27 protein-coding genes are annotated in these 25,400 nt (G+C 57.4%); 16 read left to right on the forward strand and 11 right to left on the reverse strand.

Translation table 11 applies throughout. From position 1 onward, the window contains the following. Positions 1–5: 5 nt before the first annotated feature. The 6 genes from SK51_RS05520 to SK51_RS05545 form a co-directional block, all read right to left on the reverse strand. A complete protein-coding gene (locus SK51_RS05520) occupies positions 6–263 on the reverse strand; it encodes a phosphopantetheine-binding protein (RefSeq protein WP_003861263.1) in 258 nt (85 codons plus the stop codon). Then, entirely contained in the window at positions 244–1,059 is an 816-nt protein-coding gene (locus tag SK51_RS05525; RefSeq protein ID WP_023307138.1) for a lysophospholipid acyltransferase family protein, read from the reverse strand. The genes SK51_RS05520 and SK51_RS05525 overlap by 20 nt, the downstream gene beginning before the upstream one ends. Then, positions 1,056–1,778, reverse strand: coding sequence for a beta-ketoacyl synthase chain length factor (locus SK51_RS05530; protein ID WP_023307137.1), 723 nt, complete (start codon positions 1,776–1,778; stop codon positions 1,056–1,058). Before SK51_RS05530 ends, SK51_RS05525 begins: the two co-directional genes overlap by 4 nt. A 125-nt stretch (positions 1,779–1,903) precedes the next feature. After that, positions 1,904–2,953, reverse strand: a complete 1,050-nt coding sequence (locus SK51_RS05535) for an AI-2E family transporter (protein ID WP_003861270.1) — start codon at positions 2,951–2,953, stop codon at positions 1,904–1,906. A 135-nt stretch (positions 2,954–3,088) separates the two neighbouring features. Then, positions 3,089–3,646, reverse strand: coding sequence for a DcrB family lipoprotein (locus tag SK51_RS05540; RefSeq protein ID WP_022649677.1), 558 nt, complete (start codon positions 3,644–3,646; stop codon positions 3,089–3,091). A 72-nt stretch (positions 3,647–3,718) separates the two neighbouring features. Continuing rightward, entirely contained in the window at positions 3,719–4,384 is a 666-nt protein-coding gene (locus SK51_RS05545; protein WP_022649676.1) for a 7-cyano-7-deazaguanine/7-aminomethyl-7-deazaguanine transporter, read from the reverse strand. 169 nt (positions 4,385–4,553) lie between these two features. Here SK51_RS05545 and tusA point away from each other — a divergent pair, with 169 nt between their 5' ends. The 4 genes from tusA (at position 4,554) to SK51_RS05565 (ending at position 7,821) form a co-directional block, all read left to right on the forward strand. Beyond that, positions 4,554–4,796, forward strand: a complete 243-nt coding sequence (gene tusA / locus SK51_RS05550; RefSeq protein ID WP_023307136.1) for a sulfurtransferase TusA — start codon at positions 4,554–4,556, stop codon at positions 4,794–4,796. Between the two features lie 234 nt (positions 4,797–5,030). Next, positions 5,031–6,002 carry a TRAP transporter substrate-binding protein gene (locus SK51_RS05555; protein ID WP_023307135.1) on the forward strand — a complete coding sequence of 324 codons (972 nt, stop codon included), beginning with the start codon at positions 5,031–5,033 and terminating at the stop codon, positions 6,000–6,002. 12 nt (positions 6,003–6,014) lie between these two features. Then, positions 6,015–6,524, forward strand: a complete 510-nt coding sequence (locus SK51_RS05560) for a TRAP transporter small permease (protein ID WP_023298808.1) — start codon at positions 6,015–6,017, stop codon at positions 6,522–6,524. A gap of 10 nt (positions 6,525–6,534) precedes the next feature. Beyond that, positions 6,535–7,821 carry a TRAP transporter large permease gene (locus SK51_RS05565; protein ID WP_022649674.1) on the forward strand — a complete coding sequence of 429 codons (1,287 nt, stop codon included), beginning with the start codon at positions 6,535–6,537 and terminating at the stop codon, positions 7,819–7,821. Positions 7,822–7,910: 89 nt separating this feature from the next. Here SK51_RS05565 and zntA read toward each other — a convergent pair whose 3' ends face one another. Together zntA and SK51_RS05575 are read right to left on the reverse strand one after the other, a co-directional pair. Next, positions 7,911–10,082, reverse strand: coding sequence for a Zn(II)/Cd(II)/Pb(II) translocating P-type ATPase ZntA (gene zntA, locus SK51_RS05570; RefSeq protein ID WP_032626834.1), 2,172 nt, complete (start codon positions 10,080–10,082; stop codon positions 7,911–7,913). A 76-nt stretch (positions 10,083–10,158) separates the two neighbouring features. Beyond that, positions 10,159–10,785 (reverse strand): lysoplasmalogenase, encoded by a 627-nt coding sequence (locus tag SK51_RS05575; protein WP_023307133.1) that lies wholly within the window; start codon positions 10,783–10,785, stop codon positions 10,159–10,161. Between the two features lie 129 nt (positions 10,786–10,914). Between SK51_RS05575 and SK51_RS05580 the strand changes: the two genes are divergently transcribed. Further along, positions 10,915–11,274 carry a DUF2500 domain-containing protein gene (locus SK51_RS05580; protein WP_022649671.1) on the forward strand — a complete coding sequence of 120 codons (360 nt, stop codon included), beginning with the start codon at positions 10,915–10,917 and terminating at the stop codon, positions 11,272–11,274. A gap of 97 nt (positions 11,275–11,371) precedes the next feature. On the opposite strand, the gene SK51_RS05585 is transcribed toward SK51_RS05580, so the two are convergent. Together SK51_RS05585 and rsmD are read right to left on the reverse strand one after the other, a co-directional pair. Continuing rightward, positions 11,372–11,653 (reverse strand): DUF1145 family protein, encoded by a 282-nt coding sequence (locus tag SK51_RS05585; protein ID WP_022649670.1) that lies wholly within the window; start codon positions 11,651–11,653, stop codon positions 11,372–11,374. Next, complete coding sequence (gene rsmD / locus SK51_RS05590) at positions 11,637–12,239, reverse strand: 16S rRNA (guanine(966)-N(2))-methyltransferase (RefSeq protein WP_022649669.1); 603 nt, start codon at positions 12,237–12,239, stop codon at positions 11,637–11,639. The genes SK51_RS05585 and rsmD overlap by 17 nt, the downstream gene beginning before the upstream one ends. Positions 12,240–12,365: 126 nt before the next feature. Here rsmD and ftsY point away from each other — a divergent pair, with 126 nt between their 5' ends. The 6 genes from ftsY to livJ all read left to right on the forward strand — a co-directional run bounded on the left by ftsY (position 12,366) and on the right by livJ (position 19,350). Further along, positions 12,366–13,826 (forward strand): signal recognition particle-docking protein FtsY, encoded by a 1,461-nt coding sequence (ftsY, locus tag SK51_RS05595; RefSeq protein ID WP_023298805.1) that lies wholly within the window; start codon positions 12,366–12,368, stop codon positions 13,824–13,826. Positions 13,827–13,828: 2 nt separating this feature from the next. After that, entirely contained in the window at positions 13,829–14,494 is a 666-nt protein-coding gene (ftsE, locus tag SK51_RS05600; RefSeq protein WP_006812284.1) for a cell division ATP-binding protein FtsE, read from the forward strand. Next, positions 14,487–15,542 carry a permease-like cell division protein FtsX gene (gene ftsX, locus SK51_RS05605; RefSeq protein ID WP_022649667.1) on the forward strand — a complete coding sequence of 352 codons (1,056 nt, stop codon included), beginning with the start codon at positions 14,487–14,489 and terminating at the stop codon, positions 15,540–15,542. The genes ftsE and ftsX overlap by 8 nt, the downstream gene beginning before the upstream one ends. A gap of 250 nt (positions 15,543–15,792) precedes the next feature. After that, positions 15,793–16,650, forward strand: coding sequence for an RNA polymerase sigma factor RpoH (gene rpoH, locus SK51_RS05610; protein WP_000159624.1), 858 nt, complete (start codon positions 15,793–15,795; stop codon positions 16,648–16,650). 136 nt (positions 16,651–16,786) lie between these two features. Then, positions 16,787–18,052, forward strand: a complete 1,266-nt coding sequence (locus SK51_RS05615; RefSeq protein ID WP_023307132.1) for a 4-aminobutyrate--2-oxoglutarate transaminase — start codon at positions 16,787–16,789, stop codon at positions 18,050–18,052. Between the two features lie 197 nt (positions 18,053–18,249). After that, entirely contained in the window at positions 18,250–19,350 is a 1,101-nt protein-coding gene (livJ, locus tag SK51_RS05620) for a branched chain amino acid ABC transporter substrate-binding protein LivJ (RefSeq protein ID WP_155404792.1), read from the forward strand. Positions 19,351–19,550: 200 nt separating this feature from the next. Here livJ and panM read toward each other — a convergent pair whose 3' ends face one another. After that, positions 19,551–19,934, reverse strand: coding sequence for an aspartate 1-decarboxylase autocleavage activator PanM (gene panM / locus SK51_RS05625; RefSeq protein ID WP_022649664.1), 384 nt, complete (start codon positions 19,932–19,934; stop codon positions 19,551–19,553). A 424-nt stretch (positions 19,935–20,358) separates the two neighbouring features. Here panM and livK point away from each other — a divergent pair, with 424 nt between their 5' ends. Genes livK through livF form a run of 5 tightly spaced genes read left to right on the forward strand, consistent with a single transcriptional unit; the run spans position 20,359 to position 25,194 of the window. After that, a complete protein-coding gene (gene livK / locus SK51_RS05640; protein WP_023307130.1) occupies positions 20,359–21,468 on the forward strand; it encodes a high-affinity branched-chain amino acid ABC transporter substrate-binding protein LivK in 1,110 nt (369 codons plus the stop codon). 46 nt (positions 21,469–21,514) lie between these two features. Next, positions 21,515–22,441 carry a high-affinity branched-chain amino acid ABC transporter permease LivH gene (gene livH / locus SK51_RS05645; protein WP_022649662.1) on the forward strand — a complete coding sequence of 309 codons (927 nt, stop codon included), beginning with the start codon at positions 21,515–21,517 and terminating at the stop codon, positions 22,439–22,441. Further along, positions 22,438–23,715 (forward strand): high-affinity branched-chain amino acid ABC transporter permease LivM, encoded by a 1,278-nt coding sequence (locus SK51_RS05650; RefSeq protein WP_006812275.1) that lies wholly within the window; start codon positions 22,438–22,440, stop codon positions 23,713–23,715. Before livH ends, SK51_RS05650 begins: the two co-directional genes overlap by 4 nt. Further along, positions 23,712–24,479: a high-affinity branched-chain amino acid ABC transporter ATP-binding protein LivG gene (gene livG / locus SK51_RS05655; protein ID WP_022649661.1), complete on the forward strand. Its 768-nt coding sequence runs from the start codon at positions 23,712–23,714 to the stop codon at positions 24,477–24,479. Before SK51_RS05650 ends, livG begins: the two co-directional genes overlap by 4 nt. 1 nt (position 24,480) lies before the next feature. Then, positions 24,481–25,194, forward strand: coding sequence for a high-affinity branched-chain amino acid ABC transporter ATP-binding protein LivF (livF, locus tag SK51_RS05660; protein ID WP_023298801.1), 714 nt, complete (start codon positions 24,481–24,483; stop codon positions 25,192–25,194). Positions 25,195–25,400: the final 206 nt, after the last annotated feature.

The following is a 25,400-nucleotide window of genomic DNA, read 5'->3' on the forward strand; positions in this document are numbered from 1 at the left end:
CATTCTCAGGCGCGTTGTTGATGAATAAAAGCCGCGAGCGTGGCAACGGAATAGAAGTGCTGACGCATCTCGTCACTTTCGGCAGAAAGCACTACGCCGTACTGATTTTTTACCGCCAGCCCCAGCTCAAGGGCGTCGATTGAGTCCAGACCGAGGCCGTCGCCAAAGAGCGCGGCGTCTGTATCAATATCCTCTGGGGTAAGTTCTTCCAGATTCAGCGTAGAGATAATGAGATTCTTAATTTCAAGATAGAGCGCTTGCATCTTTCGTTCCTGACAAAGATTGAAGACCGGTTGTTAACTGATGCTGCATATGCCGGTTTAACTGCCTTGCTGCCAGCGCCGGTTCGTGCTGACTCGCATCATAAAAATCATGAATGTTGATGCGTTCGCGAACATCCACGGTGAAAACAGGTTTGTTGGGGGGCACGTTATACCAGTTGCTCTGTTTATCCAGCATCCGTTCGCTACAGTGGATCACCACCACGCGCACGGCGCTGTTGCAGCGAACGGCGATATTCGCCGCCCCACGTTGCAGGGTCATGGCTTCTCCCACCCGGGTGCGGGTGCCTTCAGGGAAGATAAGCAGGGTGTCGCCCTGGGCCAGACGCTGCTGGCTTGCGGCAAGCAGCGTGTCGGCTTCGCTGTTAATCAGATAGTCCGCCGCGCGGATCACGCCGCTGACGAACGGGTTACGCAGCAACGCGCTTTTCACCAGACAGTCAGTTTCGTTCATCACCGACGCCAGCAGAACGTAGTCCAGCAGCGAGGGATGGTTCGCAATCACCAGACAGCCCCGCTCGGCGCGCAAAACGTCCTGGTTGTTGAAACGGTAATCCAGTACCCCTACACCGCGTACCACCGCGAGGAACAGGCGGAAACTGGCAGAAATAGTGCGGCGTGCCAGGCGGCGACGTTGGGTGCGGTCACGCTGGAAAATCAGCAGCAGGTTAAACCACACCAGCGACAGCGTCAGCCCGCCGAGGCCGAACAGGGCGAAGCACAATCCGGTCATCAGCATGCGCCATACCCGATCGAGGCGGGAACGTAACCCTCTCATTGGCGCGTCCATTGCCACAGCAGGCGCTCGCCCGGCAGGGTAAACTGGCGCTCGTCCCGCAGGTAATGGCGCAGGAACTGCAGGCTTTGCGGCAGCGCGGGCTCTTCAGGCCTGCGGTTGGCGTGCGTTTCACAGCTGAGCGTATTTCCGGCCTCAATTACCAGCGCCAGCGCGTAGGGCCAGACGGGCATCTGCGGCGGCAGCCCGGCGTGATAAAACTCCGGCAGCAGACCGTCGAAATCTACCAGCAACACGCGTGAGTAGCCCGCATGTAGCAGACTCAGCACCTCGCATAAGCTCTGCTGGAAGGTATCCATACCGGCGGAAACCGACGAAGAGACAACAGGCTGACGCGCGGCGATAGTGAGATTGCCGACCGCCGAGTTGTGTACCGACATGGCAAAATCGGTGGGGGAAACGGGCTGATCTGCCGCCAGGGCCTGGAGAATACGAAAATTGCGTTCCAGCTCCCCGTGACGGCTGCTGTAGACGACGGCGTCGATGCGGTGTTTGCGCAGCATCATCAGGCCAAGATCAACGGCCAGCTTGCTGCCTGAATTCAGGCGGCGGGCGGTCATCATCGGCAGATCGGTCAGTTTCGCCAGCGGTGCATCAGGATCGATGGCGTCAGACCGGCGTGACCATGCCTGCCATTCGTCGGCATCGCTGAGTCCTGGCGCTCTTGCCTGCCAGTCGATAAGGGTAAGTGTAAATTTCATCTACGCGCGTCCGCGATAAACCTGTTTCTGTGACTTTTTCTTCGCCAGCGCGATTTGCTGCGCACATCGTACAATGTTGTCGTCGCGCTGGCGAATAAACGTCACTTTTAACCCTTTCCACCCGGTTATCCCGGCAAACGACTTTTTGGCCGACCCGGACCCAGCAGAATGGCGAGTTTACTGCCTCCTTTCGTGGTTTCCATCCAGATTTTACAGACGCTGGTGAGCGGCACGGAGAGCAGCATGCCCACCGGTCCCAGCAGCCATCCCCAGATCAGTAACGATAAAAACACCACCATCGTCGACATGCCCAGACGGTGACCCATCATGCGCGGTTCGAGAATATTGCCCAGCACCATATGCACGACGAGGAACAGCGCCCCTACCAGCATGCACTCATAAAAACCGTTAAACAGGAACGCCTGGATCATCGGCGGAACGGCAGAAAGCACCGCGCCGATATTGGGCACGTAGTTCAGTAAAAACGCCAGCACGCCCCACATCAGCGCGAACTGCACGTCCAGCAGCACCAGCCCCAGCCAGACGATCACGCCGGTCCACAGGCTTAACAGCGTTTTCAGCGCCAGATATTTGGACACACCCTTCAGCGCGCGATGCAAGCCGGCAATGTGGATCTGCGGATTGTTCAGGGCAAAACGCAGCTTATACGGCACGTGGCGCACTTCGAACAGCATAAACACCACCGTCATCACCAGCAGCAGAATGCTGGCCATTGCCCCGGAAAGCCCGGTCATCAACGTGGTGGCGTAGGTCATCACCTTCTCGGAATCCATCCGGCGCAGCATCCGTTCCGGTGAGATATGCAGATTAACGAACGGCAACATGCGCTGGAGATCGACCAGCTTGCGCGTCAGCTCTTTATTGTACTGCGGCAGCATGGTGGAAAATTCGCTCAGCGAGGCGGCGAGCACGCCGAACAGCGCCGTCAGGACAACCAGCATCACCATCACCACAATGGTAATCGCGACCGGGCGGCTGATGCCCCGGCGTAAAAACCACGTCACCAGCGGGTTGAGGACGATGGCGAAAAACAGCGCCAGCAGAAGCTGAACAATGATATCTGCCGCCGCATGGATACCCGCAAGGATAACCACCAGGCAGGCGAGTTTTAATAAAATATGAAGTCCGGCTTTGTCGGGCGGGCTGGCAGTCATAAGAATTCCTTTTTCCGGGGGGCTTGCTAATTGTAGTGCGCCGGATTCGCTTCGTCTGGAGCGTTAGTCTTAAAGTCATGGAAAAAAAATGGCCCCCGGCGCAAGCGACGGAGGCCACGTCATCCTGGTGAACGATTACTGGATCACAAGGGTGTTAATGATGTTTTCAGCGGTTGCCTGCGCTTTTTGCTGATTATCTGCAGGCAGAGTGATCTGCATGGTCAGCAGTTTATTATCTACCTTGCCGAGAACCACGGAGGAGTAAGCGGTCTGGCCTTTGGCGGAGATGATGCTGTCCAGCTGTTGCAGCGTGTGGCCTTTCAGCTCGATAGACTTATTGGTCACCACCTGAAGCTGCGGGTCGCGGCTGCGCTGCTGATCTTCCAGACGTTTGGACAGCACACCCAGATCTTCGCTGGTATCGTCACCGACAATCACAATGACTGCTTTTTGCCCGGTGGCATCGGAATAGACGTGCATGTTGTTCGCCTGGGTGCCCAGCTTACCGCTCTGATCGGTCATGTCCGCGGGCAGAGAGAAACTGAGTTTGCCATCCATCAGGCTCACCGGCTGACCGGTGGCGTTGCTTTCTGCTGACGCGCCCTGAGCAGGCGTTTTGGTGTCGCTGTTATCACAGGCTGCAAGGCCAACAACCAGCAGGCCAATCCCGACATATTTAACCAGATTGCGCATTGACTTCTTCCTTTCGATAAACGGCCATAGCGGCTCATTCGTTCATCTTATCACAACTGATAAAGCGAACCCTTAACCTGCCTGCAATGCGGAGATTTCCGATTTATCTGCCAGTCTTTTCAGCAGCATATTCAACAGCACGCCGTACATCGGCAGGAAGAAGACCAGGCTGATAAGCACCTTAAAGGCGTAGTCCACCAGAGCGATTTCCATCCAGTGTTCTGCCATGAAGGCGTCCGGGCTGCGCCAGAAGGCAATGAAGAAGAAGGCCAGCGTATCGCTCACGTTACCGAACAGCGTGGAAGCCGTTGGTGCCATCCACCAGCGATGGTTCTGACGCAGGCGGTTAAACACGTGGACATCGAGGATCTGCCCCAGGGCATAGGCCATAAAGCTGGCGGCGGCAATACGCGCGACGAACAGGTTGAAATGCGTCAGGGCTTCGAAGCCCTGCCAGCTTCCCATGTAAAACAGCGAGGAGATGGCGTAGGAGACAAACAGTGCCGGGATCATCACCGCAAAAATAATCCGCCGCGCCAGCGGTGCGCCAAAAATACGCACGGTTAAATCCGTCGCAAGGAAAATAAACGGGAAACTGAACGCGCCCCAGGTGGTATGGAAACCAAAAATGGAGATGGGGAGCTGTACCAGATAGTTACTGGAGATGATCACCAGCAGATGAAATAGCGAAAGCCAGAACAACGCCTTGACGCGTTGCGATTGTGTAAAGGAGTTCATATTGTACCTTTTTGATTAATATTTGGGGTGAGGGAACCCAATAAAGCCGCCGCATGATACTGCTTTAACGACACTTTGCAATGGCTAATTTTCACGCAATCGTTAACCTGGTTTGCATTGGCGATAGCGGGGCGTAAACTACAGCCGTTTTTACCTGAACGAGAAGAACATGACCGACCTGTTTTCCAGCCCAGACCACACGCTTGATGCTCAGGGCCTCCGTTGCCCGGAGCCGGTAATGATGGTGCGTAAGACCGTCCGTAACATGCAGAGCGGCGAAACGCTGCTGATCGTCGCCGATGACCCGGCCACTACCCGCGATATTCCCGGTTTTTGTACCTTTATGGAACATGAACTGGTAGCGCAGCAAACCGAGACCTTGCCGTACCGGTATGTGATTCGTAAGGGGTAAGTGCGACCTGATGCCCGGCGGCGCTTCGCTTGCACGGGCCTACGGGTGTAGTAGGTCGGGTAAGGCGCAGCCGCCACCCGACAAGCACCCATCACAATTTCGAACCATCGTTTCAAAATTTCGCGCTTTTTGTGAGGCGCTTCACCCTCCTTTTTCCAGCCGTAGTCTAATTTTTAAACGTCAAAAACTAAAACATCGTTTTAACGCTTATTTCACTACCCTGGAGTTGACTCAATGAAAACGACCCTCAAGCCGTTACTGGCTGCTCTGTGCCTGTCTGCTTTTGCCTGCACCGTTTCTGCCCAGACCATCAAAGCCGCCGATGTGCATCCTGAAGGCTACCCGAACGTGGTGGCGGTTCAGCAGATGGGTGAAAAACTCAAACAACAAACCGATGGCAAGCTGGAGATTAAGGTCTTCCCCGGCGGCGTGCTGGGGGATGAAAAGCAGATGATTGAGCAGGCGCAGATGGGGGCGATAGACATGATCCGCGTCTCTATGGCGCCGGTTGCCGCCATCCTGCCGGATATCGAAGTGTTTACGCTGCCCTACGTATTCCGCGATGAAGACCACATGCACAAGGTGATCGACGGGGATATCGGCAAGCAGATTGGCGACAAGCTGACCGCCAACCCGAAATCGCGCCTGGTCTTCCTCGGCTGGATGGATTCCGGCACCCGTAACCTGATCACCAAAGAGCCGATCGTCAAACCGGACGATCTGAAAGGGAAGAAAATCCGCGTGCAGGGCAGCCCGGTGGCGCTGGCCACGCTGAAAGCGATGGGGGCGAACTCGGTGGCGATGGGCGTCAGCGAGGTTTACAGCGGCATGCAGACCGGGGTGATCGACGGCGCGGAGAACAACCCGCCAACCTTTATCGCCCACAACTATATGCCGGTCGCCAAAAACTACACGCTGAGCGGCCACTTCATCACCCCGGAAATGCTGCTCTATTCCAAAGTGAAATGGGACAAGCTCAGCGCTGACGAACAGCAAAAGATCCTGGTGCTGGCCCGCGAAGCGCAGTTCGAGCAGCGCAAGCTGTGGAATGCGTATAACGACCAGGCGCTGGCAAAAATGAAGGCTGGCGGCGTGAAGTTCCACGATATCGACAAAACGGTGTTCATCAAAGCCACTGAGCCGGTGCGCGCGCAGTATGGCGACAAGCATCAGGATCTGATGAAAGCCATCGCTGACGTTCAGTAATCCGGAGTACGTATGTCCGAACTCTACCTGAAGTGGATGGATCGTCTGTACCTGCTCGCCATGGCGGTGGCGGGTCTCTCGCTGCTGGTGATGACGATTGTCATCCCCATCGGCATCTTCTCACGCTACGTGCTCAATCGCGGCGAATCCTGGCCGGAGCCGATCGCCATTATCTGCATGGTGACGTTTACCTTCATCGGCGCGGCGGTGAGCTACCGCGCCGGGTCGCATATTGCGGTCAACATGCTTACCGACCGCCTGCCCGCGTCGCTGCAAAGGCTGTGCGCGCGGGTAGTGGATCTGCTGATGCTGCTTATTTCTGGCCTGATGTGCTGGTACAGCTACTGGCTGTGCGTTGAGCTGTGGGAGCAGCCGGTGGCGGAGTTTCCGCTCTTGACCTCCGGCGAAAGCTATCTGCCTCTGCCTGTCGGGTCGGCCATTTTGATCCTGTTTGTGCTTGAACGCCTGCTGTTTGGCTCGCAGGAAAACCGTCCGGTCGTGCTGATCGGCAATCACAGTTAAGGGGTGAACAATGGATGCTTTTGTTTTGTTATTCACCCTCGCCATTTTGCTGGCGCTGGGGATGCCGGTGGCCTTCGCCGTCGGCTTAAGCGCCGTGGCGGGCGCGCTGTGGATTGACCTGCCGCTGGAGGCGCTGATGATCCAGATCACCAGCGGGGTCAATAAATTTACCCTGCTGGCAATCCCGTTCTTCATTCTTGCCGGGGCGATCATGGCGGAAGGGGGCATTGCCCGACGGCTGGTGAATTTCGCCTACGTGTTCGTCGGCTTTATCCGCGGTGGGCTGTCGCTGGTGAACATTGTCGCCTCGACGTTCTTCGGCGCGATTTCCGGCTCGTCGGTGGCGGATACGGCGTCTATCGGCAGCGTGATGATCCCGGAGATGGAGAAGAAGGGTTATCCGCGCGAATACGCGGCGGCGGTGACGGCCAGCGGGTCGGTGCAGGCGATTCTGATCCCGCCCAGCCACAACTCGGTGATTTACTCCCTGGCGGCGGGGGGAACGGTCTCCATCGCCACGCTGTTTATCGCGGGCGTGCTGCCGGGCCTGCTGCTGGGCGTGAGCCTGATGGTGCTCTGCCTGTGCTTCGCCCGCAAGCGCGGCTACCCGAAGGGGGACAAAATCCCGTTCAGGCAGGCGCTGAAAATTATGCTCGATGCCCTGTGGGGGCTGATGACGGTGGTGATTATCCTCGGCGGGATCTTGTCCGGGATTTTTACCGCCACCGAATCTGCCGCCGTGGCCTGCCTGTGGGCGTTCTTCGTCACCATGTTTATCTACCGCGACTACAAGTGGAGCGAACTGCCGAAGCTGATGTGCCGCACGGTGAAAACCGTCACCATCGTGATGATTTTAATCGGCTTTGCCGCGGCGTTTGGGGCGGTGATGACCTACATGCAACTGCCGATGCGCATCACCGAATTCTTCACATCGCTCTCCGATAACAAGTACGTGATCCTCATGTACCTCAACATCATGCTGCTGCTGATTGGCACGCTGATGGACATGGCGCCGATCATCCTGATCCTGACGCCGGTGCTGCTGCCGGTGACCAATGCACTGGGTATCGACCCGGTGCATTTTGGGATGATCATGATGGTTAACCTGGGGATTGGGCTGATCACGCCGCCGGTCGGGTCGGTGCTGTTTGTGGCGAGTGCGGTGAGTAAGCAGAAGATCGAACACGTGGTGCGGGCGATGCTGCCGTTTTACGGTATGTTGCTGGTCGTGCTGGGGATGGTGACGTACATTCCGGCGATTTCATTGTGGTTGCCGGGGCTGTTAGGAATGCAGTGACGCGTGCGGCCTGATGCCCTCACCCCGGCCCTCTCCCGCGGGGAGAGGGGGTAAACACGAGAAACGGCAACCCGGTTGCCGTTTCACTTTTACCTTTGACGCAACAACCGCAACGCGTTCGCCGTAACCAGCACCGTCGCCCCCGTATCCGCCAGTACCGCCAGCCACAGTCCGGTCATGCCGAGCAGCGTGGTGACCAGGAAAATCCCCTTCAGACCCAGCGCAATGGCGATGTTCTGCCGAATATTGGCGCGCGTCGCCCGCGCAAGTTCTATCATCTGCGCCAGCCCGGTCAGGCGGTTGTGCGTCAGCGCCGCGTCGGCGGTCTCCAGTGCCACGTCGGTGCCGCTGCCCATCGCAATGCCGATGGTGGAAGCTTTCATTGCCGGGGCATCGTTTATTCCGTCCCCGACCATCGCCAGCGGGGCGTTGCTGTTCAGCTCGGTTACCGCGCTGACTTTATCCGCAGGCAACAATCCGGCCTTAAACTCCAGCCCCAGCTCGCCTGCAATCGCCGCCGCCGCGCGCGGATTATCGCCGGTCAGGATCACGCCCTGTACTCCCAGCCTGTGCAGTGCGTCGACGGCCTCTTTCGCATCGTCACGCAGGGTGTCGCGCAGCGCCAGCATGCCCATCGGCACACCGTCCTGCATCACGGTAATGACCGTCTGCCCGGCCTGCTCCAGCGCCTCAACCTGTGGAGTAGAGCGCGCGTCCGCCGCGGCGATCAGCACTTTTTTGCCTTCGACCACAGCTTCAATCCCTGACCCGACCAGCGCTCGCTGGGCCGTTGCCGGAGGGATGTTCAGCCCGCGCCCCTTCGCTTCACGTACAATCGCCTGCGCCAGAGGGTGGGTGGAACCCTGCTCCACGGCAGCGGCCAGCGTCAGCAGGGCGTCTTCACTGATGTCCTGCGGATACACGCCGGTCACCTGCGGCCTGCCGACGGTCAGCGTGCCGGTTTTATCGAAGGCGATGTGCTGGACCTGACTCAGCTGTTCCAGCGCCGCGCCGCCCTTAATCAGCGCCCCGCGACGTGCCGCCGCCGCCAGCCCGGAGGTAATCGCCGCCGGGGTGGAGATCACCAGCGCACACGGACAGCCGATCAGCAGCAGCGTCAGCCCTTTGTAAATCCAGCCCTCCCACGGCGCGCCGAAGAACAGCGGCGGGACGACGGTGACCAGCAGCGCCACCAGCATGATGGCGGGGGTGTAAATCCGGCTGAAGCGATCGATAAAGCGTTCTACCGGCGCGCGGCGCTCCTCGGCCTCTTCAATCAGCCTGAGGATGCGGTCGATGGCGCTGTCGCCCGGTTCGGAAATGACCGTCAACTGCACCAGTCGGTCGACGCTGGTGGCGCCCGCAGGCACCTTTTCACCCGCCGCGCGCGCAACCGGGATGGATTCCCCGGTCAGGGCACTTTCGTCAAAACTTGCGGTGGCGGTAACGAGGGCCCCATCGGCTGGCAGACGTCCGCCTGCGGGCACTTCAATCACGTCACCCGGGCGCAGGGTGTTGATGGCGACCGTTTCACGCTGACCATCAATAACTCGCGTGGCGGTTTCCGGCTTTAGCGCCATCAGCGCGCTCACCCCTTTACGCGCCCGGCTCGCCGCCCAGCCCTCAAGGCGTTCGCCAATTAAGAACAGCAGCAGCACCATCGCCGCTTCCGCCGTCGCGCCAATAAACAGCGCCCCGATAGCCGCCACGCTCATCAGCGTTTCGATGGCAAACCAGCTGCCGCTTCTCATCAGACGCAGCGCCTGACGGGCAATCGGGAACAGGCCAACCAGCGTGGTGGCGATAAACGCCAGGTTGCCGAACGGGTGGTTGATCTGCTCCAGCCCCCAGCTCAGGGCCATCATGATGATGAGGGTGATAAGGGGCAGGTTTTCTTTTAGCGGAGACGTTTTTTCTGCGGGCGCCGTTTCGCTGCGCAGGGTATAACCCGCTTTGCTGACGGCGGCTTCAACCTGTCTGCTGACGTCGTTTTCGGCGCTGACCAGCAGCTTTTCGGTAGCGAACAGCACCTGAACGTGGCTCACGCCCGGCACCTGCTTCACCGCGTTTTTCACTTTGCGGGCGCAGGCCGCGCAGTCCATGCCGTTGACGACCCAGCTGTAGTGATTGCCGCTTTCAGGCAGCGTTTGAGTTTGCGTTTCGCATGCGCCCTCGCAGCAGCAGTCCTCTTTTGGCGGAACCGGGCTGAGCTTAAGTGCCGAGAATTGGGGAACTTTTTTAGGTATTTCTGGAGTCGACATGGCAGTCTCCGGTAATGATAATTTTCTCATTAACCGCAGCATACACTCTGGAGTCGACTCCAGAGTCAAGCGTTATTTAGATATACAGTGAACGCACAATGAGGAAGTGTCCGGCAAAGTAACAGGCGGCAGAAATCGCATTATCCGCACGGAAGCGGCGGCGATGGTGGCTGCCCAGCCAGACGATGTTACCCAACAGCAACAGTGTGGCACCGAAGAACGCGGACATCGCAGGCGCTGTCGGACGGAAGAACCACAACTCGCCCGCCAGCCACACCATCACCAGCGTCATGGCGATAAACGTACACACCGGCAGACGCATCTCTTCCAGACGCGACCAGATCACCGCGATCAGCAGGGCGCCAATCACCAGCAGCACCAGCGGCAGCGGCCAGAAGATGGAGAGCGTCATCTGGCTGGCAAAGTAGATGGTATAGAGCAGATGCGACAGGAAGAATGCCCCCACGGCGTACAGCAGACGCTGGCGCGGCAGTAGGGTTAAGGCATCGCCAATCAGGGACGCACACAGCCCCGCGAGGACAAGATAGCTGATGGCGTTAAACATCGGTGCCTGCCAGGCAAGCAACAGCAGGAGCAATAGCGTGACGGGTTTAAACAACCAGCGCTGCCAGGCTGGGCCACGGTAAGACGCATCGACGTAAAGCCATGCGGAAAAACAGACAGCGATAAATGACCAAAGCATATTAACTCCCTGTAACTGTTGAGGCTGAATGATCAGTTTCTGATCCAGTGTAGTGACGCGAGCGGGCGTTTGGCAATGCCGGGGCAGGCGAGGTATCCTGAATTCCGCATAATCTGATGGGATTTTTCAATGAGCAAGATGCCGCTGTTTTTTATTGTCGTGCTGGCGATTATCGTCATTGCCGCCTCGTTTCGCTTCGTGCAGCAGCGCCGTGAGAAGGCCGACAACGATGCCGCACCGCTGATGCAAAAGCGCGTGGTGGTGACGAACAAGCGCGAGAAACCGCTTAATGACCGCCGATCCCGCCAGCAGCAGGTGACGCCTGCGGGCACAACGATGCGCTATGAAGCGAGCTTTAAGCCGGAAACCGGCGGGCTGGAGATGACCTTCAGACTGGAGGCGCAGCAGTACCACCAGTTGACGGTGGGGGAGAAAGGCACGCTGAGCTACAAAGGGTCGCGGTTTGAAGGGTTTGAACCGGAGCAGTAATTTTCCCCTCACCCCGGCCCACTCCCCGAAGGGGAGAGGGTGTAAGCGTCCCCTCTCCCTGTGGGAGAGGGTTAGGGTGAGGGCATCAGGCCGCACCTTACTTCTTCACCTGCGCCTTAAACTTCTTCATCCACACCAGCAGCTCAAATACGCCGAAAATAAACACCCGTAGCTGCTGCCAGCCGGTCATCGGTGGGCTATCTTTCGGCAGTCCGTTTTTCAGCATCACCATCTGTAAGGCATGCATAAACGCGGTAAAAATCAGCGCCACGTTAATGAAGATATTCAGCGGACGCGGGAACGGGTGCACCAGATTCAAAATCAAAAAAGCCCAGACGCCCAGCATCAGCAAGCGCCCTACGTTAATCAGTACTGGCATCGGATCCTCCTTGTGCCTGACGGTGATACAGACGATAAGCCACCTGGCCGGCGACCTTCTCGCGGTGCAGATCCCAGTGAACGGGAACGGGCGGCAGACCATTTTCCACTTCGCTTTCAACGTAAATCAGCGCGTCGTCTGCCAGCCAGCCATTTTTTTCCAGCAACGATAATGTCTCTTCCAGCAGCCCTTTACGGAACGGCGGGTCAACAAAGACCACGTTGAACGGCGTCCCCTGTTGCGCGAGGAAGCTCAGCGTGTTGGTATTCACCACTTTGGCGTTGGTTGCTTTCAGCGTAGCCAAATTTTGCTGCAACGTCTGTGCGACGCCGCGCTCCATCTCCAGCAGCGTGGCGCTCGCAGCATAGCGCGACAGCGCTTCCAGCCCTAATGCACCGCTTCCGGCGAAGCAGTCCAGGCAATGGGCGTCTACCATTGACGGGGCGAGCCAGTTAAACAGCGTCTCGCGAACGCGGTCCGTGGTAGGGCGTAAACCGGGGCTGTCCGGCACCGGTAATTTCCGGCCTCGCCACTGACCGCCGATAATGCGAATTTGACCGGCCGGGGCGCGGGTGGGTTTCTTCATCTCAGGAAAGCTCTGTTAACAATGCCCTGCGATTGCGGGCGGTGATGTCAATTAAGTAAAGTGTTAGACTATTTCATCATTTTTTTAGCTTCCCTGTATATAGCGCCGCGAGGAGTGTAGTCGCAGATGGCAAAACAAAAAAAACGTGGCTTCTTTTCCTGGTTGGGTTTCGGTGAAAAAGAGCAAGAAACAGAACAGAAAACCGAAGAACAGCAGGTTGTAGAAGAGCAGTCACAGCCTGAAACGCCTGTCGAAACCGCTGCGGTTGTCGAAGCGGAAGAGCCAGCCCACAGCAAAGAAGAGATTGAATCCTTTGCCGAAGAGGTGGTTGAGGTTACCGAACAGGTTCAGGAGAGCGAAAAACCAGAGCCGGTTATCGTTGAAACCCTTACCGAAGCGCCGCAGGCCGCTATCGAACACGAAGCGCTGCCGCTGCCGGAAGAGGTGAAAGCTGAAGAGGTTTCTGCCGAAGAGTGGCAGGCCGAAGCGGAAACCGTTGAAATTGTTGAGGCGGTGGAAGAAGAAGCGGCCCTTGAGCCAGAGCTGACCGACGAAGAGCTGGAGGCCCAGGCGCTGGCGGCGGAAGCGGCTGAAGAAGCGGTCATCGTCGTGCCGGTGGAAGAGCAGGCCGAAGAAGAGATCGTTCAGGAGCAGGAAAAACCGACCAAAGAAGGTTTCTTCGCGCGCCTGAAGCGCAGCCTGCTCAAAACCAAAGAAAACTTAGGTTCCGGATTTATCAGTCTGTTCCGCGGCAAGAAGATCGACGACGATCTGTTTGAGGAGCTGGAAGAGCAACTGCTGATTGCGGACGTGGGCGTGGAGACCACCCGGAAAATCATCGCCAACCTGACCGAAGGAGCGAACCGCAAACAGCTGCGTGACGCCGAGGCGCTGTACGGCCTGCTGAAAGACGAGATGGGTGAAATTCTCGCAAAAGTTGACGAACCGCTTAATATTGAAGGCAAAATGCCCTTTGTTATTCTGATGGTTGGCGTCAACGGCGTGGGTAAAACCACCACCATCGGCAAGCTGGCGCGCCAGTTTGAGCAGCAGGGCAAATCGGTGATGCTGGCGGCGGGCGATACCTTCCGTGCGGCAGCGGTGGAACAGCTCCAGGTGTGGGGCCAGCGCAACAATATTCCGGTCATTGCCCAGCACACCGGCGCGGATTCCGCGTCCGTGATTTTCGATGCCATCCAGGCGGCGAAGTCGCGTAACGTGGACGTGCTGATTGCAGATACCGCAGGGCGTTTGCAGAACAAATCGCACCTGATGGAAGAGCTGAAGAAAATCGTTCGCGTCATGAAGAAGCTGGACGAAGATGCACCGCATGAAATTATGCTGACTATCGACGCCAGCACCGGACAGAACGCCATCAGCCAGGCGAAGCTGTTCAATGAAGCGGTAGGACTGACCGGGATCACGCTGACCAAGCTGGACGGCACCGCGAAAGGCGGGGTGATCTTCTCCGTGGCCGACCAGTTCGGCATTCCTATCCGTTATATCGGTGTGGGCGAGCGTATTGAGGATTTACGTCCGTTTAAAGCGGACGACTTTATTGAGGCACTATTTGCCCGAGAGGACTAACAATGATTCGCTTTGAACACGTCAGCAAGGCCTATCTCGGCGGGAGACAAGCGCTGCAGGGGGTAACATTCCACCTCCAGCCAGGCGAGATGGCATTCCTGACCGGCCATTCCGGCGCGGGGAAAAGTACCCTGCTCAAGCTGATCTGTGGGATCGAGCGGCCAAGTGCCGGGAAAATCTGGTTCAGCGGCCATGAAATTAGCCGTCTTAAGAACCGTGAAGTGCCGTTCCTGCGTCGTCAGATTGGCATGATTTTCCAGGATCACCACCTGCTGATGGATCGCACGGTTTTCGATAACGTCGCGATCCCGCTGATTATTGCCGGCGCCAGTTACGATGATATCCGCCGTCGCGTTTCGGCGGCGCTGGATAAGGTCGGGCTGCTGGACAAAGCGAAGAACTTCCCGATCCAGCTCTCCGGCGGTGAGCAGCAGCGCGTGGGCATCGCCCGTGCGGTGGTGAACAAGCCTGCCGTCTTGCTGGCGGATGAACCGACCGGTAACCTGGACGATGCCCTCTCTGAAGGGATCCTGCGTCTGTTTGAGGAATTTAACCGCGTGGGGGTCACGGTACTGATGGCGACGCACGACATGGGGCTTATCTCACGCCGTTCGTACCGCATGCTGACCCTGAGCGACGGGCATTTGCACGGAGGCCACGGTGAATAAGCGTGATGCAATGAACCAGATACGGCAGTTCAGCAACCGGTTTGACCGTTTCCGCAAGCCTCAGGGCGGCGGGGACGGCAATCGCCATGCGCCTAAGCGTGCCAAAGCGACACCGAAACCGAACTCCCGTAAAACCAACGTCTTCAACGAACAGGTGCGCTACGCCTTCCAGGGCGCGTTGCAGGATCTAAAAAGCAAACCGCTGGCGACGTTCCTGACGGTGATGGTGATTGCCATCTCCCTGACGCTGCCGAGCGTCTGCTACATGGTTTACAAAAACGTGAACCAGGCGGCGTCCCAGTACTATCCGTCGCCGCAGATTACCGTTTATCTGGATAAAGCCCTCGACGATAACGCTGCGGCTCAGGTAGTGGGGCAGATTCAGGCCGAGCAGGGCGTGGAGAAAGTGAACTATCTTTCCCGCGATGAAGCGCTGGGCGAATTCCGCAACTGGTCCGGGTTCGGCGGCGCGCTGGATATGCTGGAAGAGAACCCGCTGCCCGCCGTGGCGGTGGTGATCCCGAAGCTCGATTTCCAGGGCACCGATTCGCTCAACACCCTGCGCGACCGCATTACCCGCATCAATGGGATTGATGAAGTGCGCATGGACGACAGCTGGTTTGCCCGTCTTGCCGCCCTGACCGGGCTGGTGGGGCGCGTATCGGCGATGATCGGCGTGCTGATGGTGGCGGCGGTGTTCCTCGTCATCGGTAACAGCGTGCGCCTGAGCATCTTCGCCCGTCGCGATACCATCAACGTGCAGAAACTGATTGGCGCAACGGATGGTTTCATCCTCCGCCCGTTCCTCTATGGCGGCGCGTTATTAGGTTTTTCTGGTGCATTTCTTTCATTGATTTTGTCAGAAATTTTGGTGATGCGGCTGTCGTCTGCCGTCACCGAGGTGGCGCAGGTTTTCGGAACGAAGTTTGATATCAGTGGCTTAGGGTTCGATGAGTGCTTGCTGTTGCTGCTGGTCTGCTCCATGATCGGCTGGGTGGCGGCATGGCTGGCAACGGTTCAACATTTACGCCACTTTACTCCCGACTAATAAAAGCGTGATATAATCTTTCCCTGCACCGAGATGTTCGCTTGCAGGGAAAGCGTCCCTGTTGTCTCTTCCCCTGTAATCATCTTCATGTCACATTTTGTGCGTAATTTATTCACTGTTGCACCTGGAACTTGTGGATAAAATCACTGTCTGATAAAAGAGTGAATGCTAATCTCGTTGCTCAAACGCTTTGGCATGGTTGTTGCCTGACGGGGACAACCTGGACCAGAAGAAACATTGAGAGGAATGAATGACCAAAGAAATGCAAACTTTAGCTTTAGCCCCTGTTGGTAACCTGGAATCTTACATCCGGGCTGCGAACACCTGGCCGATGTTAACGGCTGAGGAAGAAAAGGAGCTTGCTGAAAAGCTGCATTACCAGGGCGATCTGGAAGCAGCTAAAACGCTGATCCTGTCTCACCTGCGCTTTGTTGTTCACGTTGCTCGTAATTATGCGGGCTACGGCCTGCCGCAGGCGGACCTGATTCAGGAAGGTAACATTGGCCTGATGAAGGCGGTACGTCGCTTCAACCCGGAAGTGGGTGTGCGACTCGTCTCCTTCGCCGTGCACTGGATCAAAGCGGAAATTCACGAATACGTCCTGCGTAACTGGCGTATTGTGAAAGTCGCTACGACGAAAGCGCAGCGCAAACTGTTCTTCAACCTGCGTAAAACCAAGCAGCGTCTGGGCTGGTTCAATCAGGATGAAGTGGAAATGGTGGCGCGCGAGCTGGGCGTTTCCAGCAAAGACGTCCGCGAGATGGAATCCCGTATGGCCGCGCAGGACATGACGTTTGATATGTCTGCCGACGACGATGCCTCCGACAGCCAGCCGATGGCCCCGGTCCTGTATCTGCAGGATAAAACCTCTAACTTTGCTGACGGCATTGAAGAGGATAACTGGGAAGACCAGGCGGCGAACAAGCTGACCTTCGCGATGGAAGGCCTCGACGAGCGTAGCCAGGATATCATCCGTGCCCGCTGGCTGGACGAAGATAACAAGTCCACGTTGCAGGAACTGGCCGACCGCTACGGCGTCTCCGCTGAACGTGTGCGTCAGCTTGAGAAGAACGCCATGAAAAAACTTCGCGCCGCTATCGAAGCGTAATTTCCGCGAAGTACACCGAGAACCCCTGGATGAGAGTCTGGGGGTTTTGTTTTTTTAGCGCCCGCTCTGGCGAATTTCTCCCCCCTGGCAAACACTTACTGATGCGCTAAGCAGGCGACTTTCAGAGGGTGACAGGGTGAAAAATAACGAACTGAACGACCGGCGTTTACAGGCGACGCCGCGCGGTATCGGCGTCATGTGTAACTTCTATGCCGATAAAGCCGAAAACGCCACGGTGTGGGATGTAGAAGGTAACGAGTATATTGATTTTGCCGCCGGGATCGCCGTGCTGAATACCGGGCATCGCCATCCAAAAGTTATCGCCGCCATCGAAAAACAGCTTCATGCCTTTACCCATACCGCTTACCAGATCGTCCCCTATGAAGGTTATGTGGCGCTTGCCGAGCGCATCAACCAGCGCGTACCCATAGAGGGGCCAGCCAAAACCGCCTTTTTCTCAACCGGTGCAGAAGTGGTCGAAAATGCGGTGAAAATTGCCCGGGCGTACACCAGACGTCCCGGCCTTATCACCTTCGGCGGCGCGTTCCACGGCCGTACCTTTATGACCATGGCGCTGACCGGCAAAGTGGCGCCCTATAAGCTCGGCTTCGGCCCGTTCCCCGGCTCGGTGTACCACGCGCAATTCCCCAACAACCTGCACGGCGTCAGTACCGCCGAAGCGTTAAAAAGCCTGGAGCGCATCTTCAAAGCCGATATCGCGCCCGATCAGGTGGCGGCAATCATTATTGAACCGGTTCAGGGCGAGGGCGGATTCAACGTCGCGCCCGCTGATTTTATGCAGGCGCTGCGTGCCCTGTGCGATACCCACGGGATTTTACTGATTGCCGACGAAGTGCAAACCGGCTTCGCCCGTACCGGCAAGCTATTCTCCATGGAAAACCACTGCGTGAAGCCCGATCTGATCACCATGGCGAAAAGCCTGGCGGGCGGAATGCCGCTCTCTGCCGTCTCTGGCCGGGCAGAGGTGATGGACGCGCCCGCTCCGGGCGGACTGGGCGGCACCTACGCGGGTAACCCGCTGGCGATTGCGGCGGCCCATGCGGTGCTGGACGTGATTGACGAGGAAGATCTCTGCACGCGCGCGTCTCATCTCGGCCATCATCTTGTCGAGGTGCTGAATAAAGCGAAGGATGGCTGTCCCTGGATCGCCGATATCCGTGGACAGGGCTCGATGGTGGCGGTGGAATTTACCGATCCGCAAACCGGACTGCCGTCGCCGGAATTTACCCGTCAGGTTCAGGAACGCGCGTTGAACGAAGGGCTGCTGCTTTTGAGTTGCGGCGTCTACGGCAACGTTATCCGCTTCCTCTACCCGCTCACCATCCCCGAAGCGCAGTTCCGTAAAGCGCTGGATATTATTTCCGCCTCGCTGACACGATAAAGCCAAAAGCCCGGCTCAAATGACAGTCGGGCTTATCATATTTTCATTTCAAATTAGCTATTCCAAAATCATAAAAATGGGGTATGTTTTAGCAGAGTATGCTGAAAAAGCGCGAACAGCACGCCTATAATTGAAATAAAGCGCCACACAACAACATCACAACAATCGTTATAACCATAATAATGGGGAATCTCAGGATGAACATGAAGGGTAAAGCGTTACTGGCAGGATGTATCGCGTTGGCATTCAGCACTATGGCGCAGGCCGATATTAAAGTGGCCGTGGTGGGCGCGATGTCCGGTCCGGTAGCACAGTACGGCGACCAGGAATTTACGGGCGCGGAACAGGCGGTTGCAGACATTAATGCTAAGGGCGGCATCAAGGGCGAAAAGCTGCAAATCGTAAAATATGACGATGCCTGTGACCCGAAACAGGCGGTCGCGGTGGCGAACAAAGTGGTAAATGACGGGATCAAATACGTTATCGGTCACCTGTGCTCCTCTTCCACCCAGCCCGCGTCTGACATCTACGAAGACGAAGGCATTCTGATGATCACGCCGGCTGCGACGGCACCAGAGCTGACCGCGCGCGGCTATAAGCTGATCCTGCGTACCACCGGTCTGGACTCCGATCAGGGGCCAACCGCCGCGAAATACATTGTTGAAAAAGTGAAGCCGCAGCGCATCGCGATTGTTCATGACAAACAGCAGTACGGCGAAGGCCTGGCCCGTGCGGTGCAGGATAACCTGAAAAAAGCGAATGCCAACGTGGTGTTCTTTGACGGTATTACCACCGGTGAGAAAGACTTCTCGACTCTGGTAGCGCGTCTGAAGAAAGAGAATATCGATTTCGTTTATTACGGCGGCTACCACCCGGAAATGGGGCAGATCCTGCGTCAGGCGCGTGCGGCGGGTCTGAAGACACAGTTCATGGGGCCAGAAGGCGTGGCGAACGTTTCCCTGTCTAACATCGCGGGTGAGTCTGCTGAAGGGCTGCTGGTGACCAAACCGAAAAACTACGACCAGGTGCCTGCGAACAAACCTGTTGTAGATGCCATCAAGGCGAAGAAACAGGATCCAAGCGGTGCGTTCGTCTGGACCACTTACGCAGCGTTGCAGTCTCTGCAAGCGGGCCTGAACCAGTCAGCCGATCCGGCGGAGATTGCCACCTGGCTGAAAGCGAACTCGGTGGAAACCGTGATGGGGCCGCTGTCCTGGGATGAGAAGGGCGACCTGAAGGGCTTCGAGTTCGGCGTATTTGACTGGCATGCCAACGGCACGGCGACAGACGCCAAATAAAAGCAAAAAGGCAACGTAAGTTGCCTTTTTTAATGTTTTCTCCCTCTCCCCGTGGGAGAGGGCCGGGGTGAGGGCATCAGGCCGCACAGCCCCGCTTTTGCCCGGTGGCGCTTCGCTTACCGGGCCTACAATCAGCCTGGGAAAATGCGGCAGATAATGAATGTAGGCCGGGTAAGGCGCAGCCGCCACCCGGCTTTCTTTTAGCGCTTCTCCCACCCGTTCGCCTGCGCCGTAAACCCTAACGCCTGCATAAACGCCGCCATTACGCCGCGATCCTCTACGCCCACGTCGGCCATCCACCAGGAGGTCACGCTCGGGTTTTCGCGGATCACCTCTTCAATCAAATACTGCCCGACCCCGCGACGACGGGTCACGTCGCGCACGCGCAGGGAGTCCAGCGCCCCTTCCGTGCCGCTCAGCGTTACGCGGACGGCGGCCAGCAGGCGCTCGTTAAAGCGCGCGGCATAGATGCGGTGGTTCTCATCGACGGCCAGCGATGAAGAGGAATATTCCGGCCAGATCTTGCCCAGGTCGATATGATCCTGGTCGCTAAAGGTCACCAGACGCACGATAGTCAGTTTCATTAGCTGCTTGTCCAAATCAAAAAGAGTACGGCCAGTGTACTCAATTTAATTGCTCAGGCACTTTCTCTTTTTCTTCCTATTTACCAGGTGATTAGTTTTTTGGCAACGCGATGGGCAGTTTGAAAACACATGGATCGAAAAATAAGCAGAATTTTAACCTGAATGGTAGTGATTTATTCGGCGCTTTGTACCGTTATTTTATGCTGCTAACTGCGCTTTTATTTGTTTATCTCCGTCTGATTTCAGAATATTATCTTTGCTTAATCGCCTGAAAAATAGAGATATTAGTCTGGTTTTTGTTAAAAACCTGCGCTAAACCATTAAAGGCACTGGTAAAAATAGCGTTGTTCATTAAAAGTACAGAATGCTTTTTAACCATAATAAAACAAAATATAAACATCACTTCACGAATGGGGATTCTGAGATGAAAAGGAACGCGAAGACGTTAATCGCGGGGATGGTCGCACTGTCGATCTCGCATGCCGCTATGGCAGACGACATTAAAGTTGCGGTAGTGGGTGCGATGTCCGGCCCCGTTGCCCAGTGGGGCGATATGGAGTTCAACGGCGCGCGTCAGGCCATCAAAGATATCAATGCTAAAGGCGGCATCAAAGGCGACAAGCTGGTGGGCGTGGAGTATGACGACGCCTGCGATCCAAAACAGGCCGTCGCGGTCGCCAACAAAATCGTTAACGACGGTATCCAGTACGTCATCGGGCACCTGTGTTCCTCCTCCACGCAGCCTGCGTCTGATATCTACGAAGACGAAGGCATCCTGATGATCACCCCGGGCGCCACCAACCCGGAACTGACCCAGCGCGGTTACCAGCACATTATGCGTACCGCCGGTCTGGACTCCTCGCAGGGGCCAACCGCCGCCAAATACATACTCGAAACCGTTAAGCCACAGCGCATTGCCATCATTCATGACAAACAGCAGTACGGTGAAGGCCTGGCGCGCTCCGTACAGGACGGCCTGAAAAAAGGCGGGGCGAATATCGTCTTCTTCGACGGCATTACCGCCGGTGAGAAAGACTTCTCCGCGCTGATCGCCCGCCTGCAAAAAGAGAATATCGACTTCGTTTACTACGGCGGCTACTACCCGGAAATGGGGCAGATGTTGCGCCAGGCGCGCGCCACCGGTCTGAAAACCCAGTTTATGGGGCCTGAGGGCGTCGGTAATGCCTCCCTGTCGAACATCGCGGGCGATTCTGCCGAAGGCATGCTGGTGACGATGCCAAAACGCTATGACCAGGATCCGGCGAATAAAGCTATCGTGGATGCGCTCAAGGCACAGAAGAAAGATCCGAGTGGCCCATACGTCTGGATCACCTACGCGGCCGTGCAGTCGCTGGCCACGGCCATGGATCGCACCGGCAGCAAAGAGCCGCTGGATCTGGTGAAAGATTTAAAAGCACACGGGGCGAACACCGTGATTGGGCCGCTGAACTGGGATGAGAAAGGCGATCTGAAGGGATTTGAATTTGGTGTCTTTAAGTGGCACGCCGACGGTTCGTCCTCGGTCGCCAGATAATAATCCCACCGCCCGGTTTACCGGGCGGATATAAAAAGGTTTGCATATGTCCGAGCAGTTTCTCTACTTTTTGCAGCAGATGTTTAACGGCGTCACGCTGGGAAGCACCTACGCGCTGATCGCCATCGGCTACACGATGGTTTACGGCATTATCGGCATGATCAACTTCGCCCACGGCGAGGTGTACATGATCGGTAGCTACGTCTCCTTTATGATCATCGCCGCGTTGATGATGATGGGCATCGACAGCAGCTGGTTGCTGGTGGCCGCCGGGTTTGTCGGCGCGATTGTGATTGCCAGCGCCTACGGCTGGAGCATCGAACGGGTGGCCTACCGGCCGGTGCGCAGCTCCAAGCGCCTTATTGCGCTGATCTCCGCCATCGGTATGTCCATCTTCCTGCAAAACTACGTCAGCCTGACAGAAGGTTCGCGTGACGTGGCGCTGCCAAGCCTGTTTAACGGCCAGTGGATTGTGGGGGCCAGCGAAAACTTCTCTGCCTCTGTCACCACCATGCAGCTGGTTATCTGGATTGTGACCTTCCTGGCGATGCTGGCCCTGACCGTTTTCATCCGCTACTCCCGCATGGGACGCGCCTGCCGCGCCTGCGCGGAAGACCTGAAGATGGCGAGCTTGCTCGGGATCAACACCGACCGCGTGATTGCCCTGACCTTCGTGATCGGTGCAGCGATGGCGGCGGTGGCGGGCGTGTTGCTCGGCCAGTTCTACGGCGTAATCAACCCGTACATCGGCTTTATGGCCGGGATGAAAGCCTTCACCGCCGCGGTACTGGGCGGTATCGGCAGCATTCCGGGCGCGATGATTGGCGGCCTGATTTTGGGCGTGGCCGAAGCGCTCTCCTCGGCGTACCTGAGCACCGAATATAAAGATGTGGTGTCGTTTGCCCTGCTGATTCTGGTTCTGCTGGTGATGCCTACCGGTATTCTGGGCCGTCCGGAGGTAGAGAAAGTATGAAACCGATGCATTTTGCGATGGCGCTGCTTTCTGCCGCCATGTTCTTCGTCCTGGCGGGCGTCTTTATGGGCGTCCAGTTAGGGCTGGACGGCACGAAGCTGGTGGTGGATACCGCCCCCGATATCCGCTGGCAGTGGGTGTTTATCGGTACCGGCGTGGTGTTCCTGTTCCAGCTGCTGCGTCCGCTGTTCCAGAAGACGCTGAAGAACGTCTCCGGGCCGAAATTCGTCCTTCCGGCGATCGACGGTACAACCGTGAAGCAGAAGCTGTTCCTTGTGGCGCTGCTGGTGGCTGCCGTGGCGTGGCCGTTTATGGTATCGCGCGGGACGGTGGATATTGCCACCCTGACCATGATCTACGTGATTCTGGGGCTAGGTCTGAACGTGGTGGTGGGGCTGTCTGGCCTGCTGGTGCTGGGCTACGGCGGGTTCTACGCCATCGGCGCGTACACCTTCGCGCTGCTGAACCATTATTACGGCCTCGGCTTCTGGACCTGTTTGCCGCTGGCGGGGCTGGTCTCTGCCGCCGCGGGCTTCCTGCTCGGCTTCCCGGTGCTGCGCCTGCGCGGTGACTACCTGGCGATTGTGACCTTAGGCTTCGGCGAAATCGTCCGTATCCTGCTGCTCAACAATACCGAAGTGACCGGCGGTCCGAACGGCATCAGCCAGATCCCGAAACCGACCTTCTTCGGCCTGGAGTTCAGCCGTACCGCCCGCGAAGGCGGCTGGGATACCTTCAGCAACTTCTTTGGCATCAAATACGACCCGTCCGACCGCGTGATCTGGCTCTACCTGGTGGCGCTGCTGCTGGTGGTGATTACCCTGTTTGTGATCAACCGTCTGCTGCGCATGCCGCTGGGCCGCGCATGGGAAGCGCTGCGTGAGGATGAGATCGCCTGCCGTTCCCTGGGCCTGAATCCGACCCGTATCAAGCTGACCGCGTTTACCATCAGCGCCGCGTTTGCCGGTTTCGCCGGAACGCTGTTTGCCGCGCGTCAGGGCTTCGTCAGCCCGGAATCGTTCACCTTTGCCGAATCGGCCTTCGTGCTGGCGATTGTGGTGCTCGGCGGGATGGGTTCCCAGTTCGCCGTGATCCTCGCGGCCATCCTGCTGGTGGTCTCGCGCGAGCTGATGCGCGACTTTAACGAATACAGCATGCTGATGCTGGGTGGCTTGATGGTGCTGATGATGATCTGGCGTCCGCAGGGCTTGCTGCCGATGACGCGTCCACAGCTGAAGCTTAAGAGCGCGGAAGCGAAAGGAGAGCAGGCATGAGTCAGCCATTATTATCCGTTAACGGTCTGATGATGCGTTTTGGTGGCCTGCTGGCGGTCAACAATGTGAATCTGGATCTGCACAAGAAAGAGATTGTCTCCCTGATTGGCCCGAACGGCGCAGGGAAAACCACAGTATTCAACTGCCTGACCGGTTTTTACAAGCCGACAGGTGGCACCATCATGCTGCGCGACCAGCACCTCGAAGGGCTACCGGGCCAGCAGATTGCCCGCATGGGCGTGGTGCGTACCTTCCAGCACGTGCGTCTGTTCCGTGAGATGACGGTGATTGAGAACCTGCTGGTGGCGCAACATCAGCAACTCAAAACCGGCCTCTTTTCCGGCCTGCTGAAAACCCCGGCCTTCCGCCGCGCGCAGGAGGAGGCGCTCGATCGCGCCGCCACCTGGCTCGACCGTATCGGCCTGCTCCAGCACGCCAACCGTCAGGCGAGCAACCTCGCCTACGGTGACCAGCGTCGCCTTGAGATCGTGCGCTGCATGGTGACCCAGCCGGAGATCCTGATGCTCGACGAACCGGCGGCGGGCCTTAACCCGAAAGAGACCAAAGAGCTGGACGAGCTGATTGCCGAGCTTCGCGATCATCACGACACCACCATCCTGCTGATTGAGCACGACATGAAGCTGGTGATGGGCATTTCGGACCGTATCTACGTGGTAAACCAGGGCACGCCGCTGGCAAACGGCACGCCGGAAGAGATCCGCAGCAACCCGGACGTGATCCGCGCATACCTTGGTGAGGCATAAGATGGAAAAAGCGATGTTAACGTTCGACAAGGTCAATGCGCACTACGGTAAGATCCAGGCGCTGCACGACGTCAGCCTGCACATCAATCAGGGCGAGATCGTCACCCTGATTGGTGCCAACGGCGCGGGGAAAACCACGCTGCTCGGCACCCTGTGCGGCGATCCGCGCGCCACCAGCGGGCGGATTGTGTTTGACGGCAAAGATATTACCGACTGGCAGACGGCTAAAATTATGCGTGAAGCGGTAGCGATCGTCCCGGAAGGGCGTCGCGTGTTCTCGCGCATGACGGTCGAAGAGAACCTGGCGATGGGCGGTTTCTTCGCCCACCGGGATGAATACCAGACCCGCATCAAATGGGTATACGAACTCTTCCCGCGCCTGTGGGAGCGGCGAATTCAGCGCGCGGGCACCATGTCCGGCGGGGAGCAACAGATGCTGGCGATTGGCCGCGCGCTGATGAGCCAGCCGCGTCTGCTGCTGCTGGATGAACCGTCGCTCGGGCTGGCGCCTATCATCATTCAGCAGATTTTCGACACCATCGAGCAGCTGCGCAAAGAGGGGATGACCATCTTCCTCGTCGAGCAGAACGCCAACCAGGCGCTGAAGCTCGCTGACCGTGGCTACGTACTGGAGAACGGCCGCGTGGTGCTCTCCGATACCGGCGATGCGCTGCTGGCGAACGAAGCGGTGCGGAGCGCGTATTTGGGCGGTTAATTGCATTTCCCCCTCACCCTAACCCTCTCCCTCAAGGGAGAGGGGACCGATCGCTTTTCTCCCTCTCCCTGTGGGAGAAGGGCGGGGTGAGGGCACCAGACCGCACCCAACCACACCCCAACCCCCTTCACACAACCATCATCCCTCTGACGCCTGGCTGTCACCTATCTGTAAACAAACAGTTATTTTTCTGTCATTCGAGCATG

This window comes from Enterobacter sp. MGH85, from assembly GCF_001037655.1.
Taxonomy (GTDB): domain Bacteria; phylum Pseudomonadota; class Gammaproteobacteria; order Enterobacterales; family Enterobacteriaceae; genus Enterobacter; species Enterobacter intestinihominis.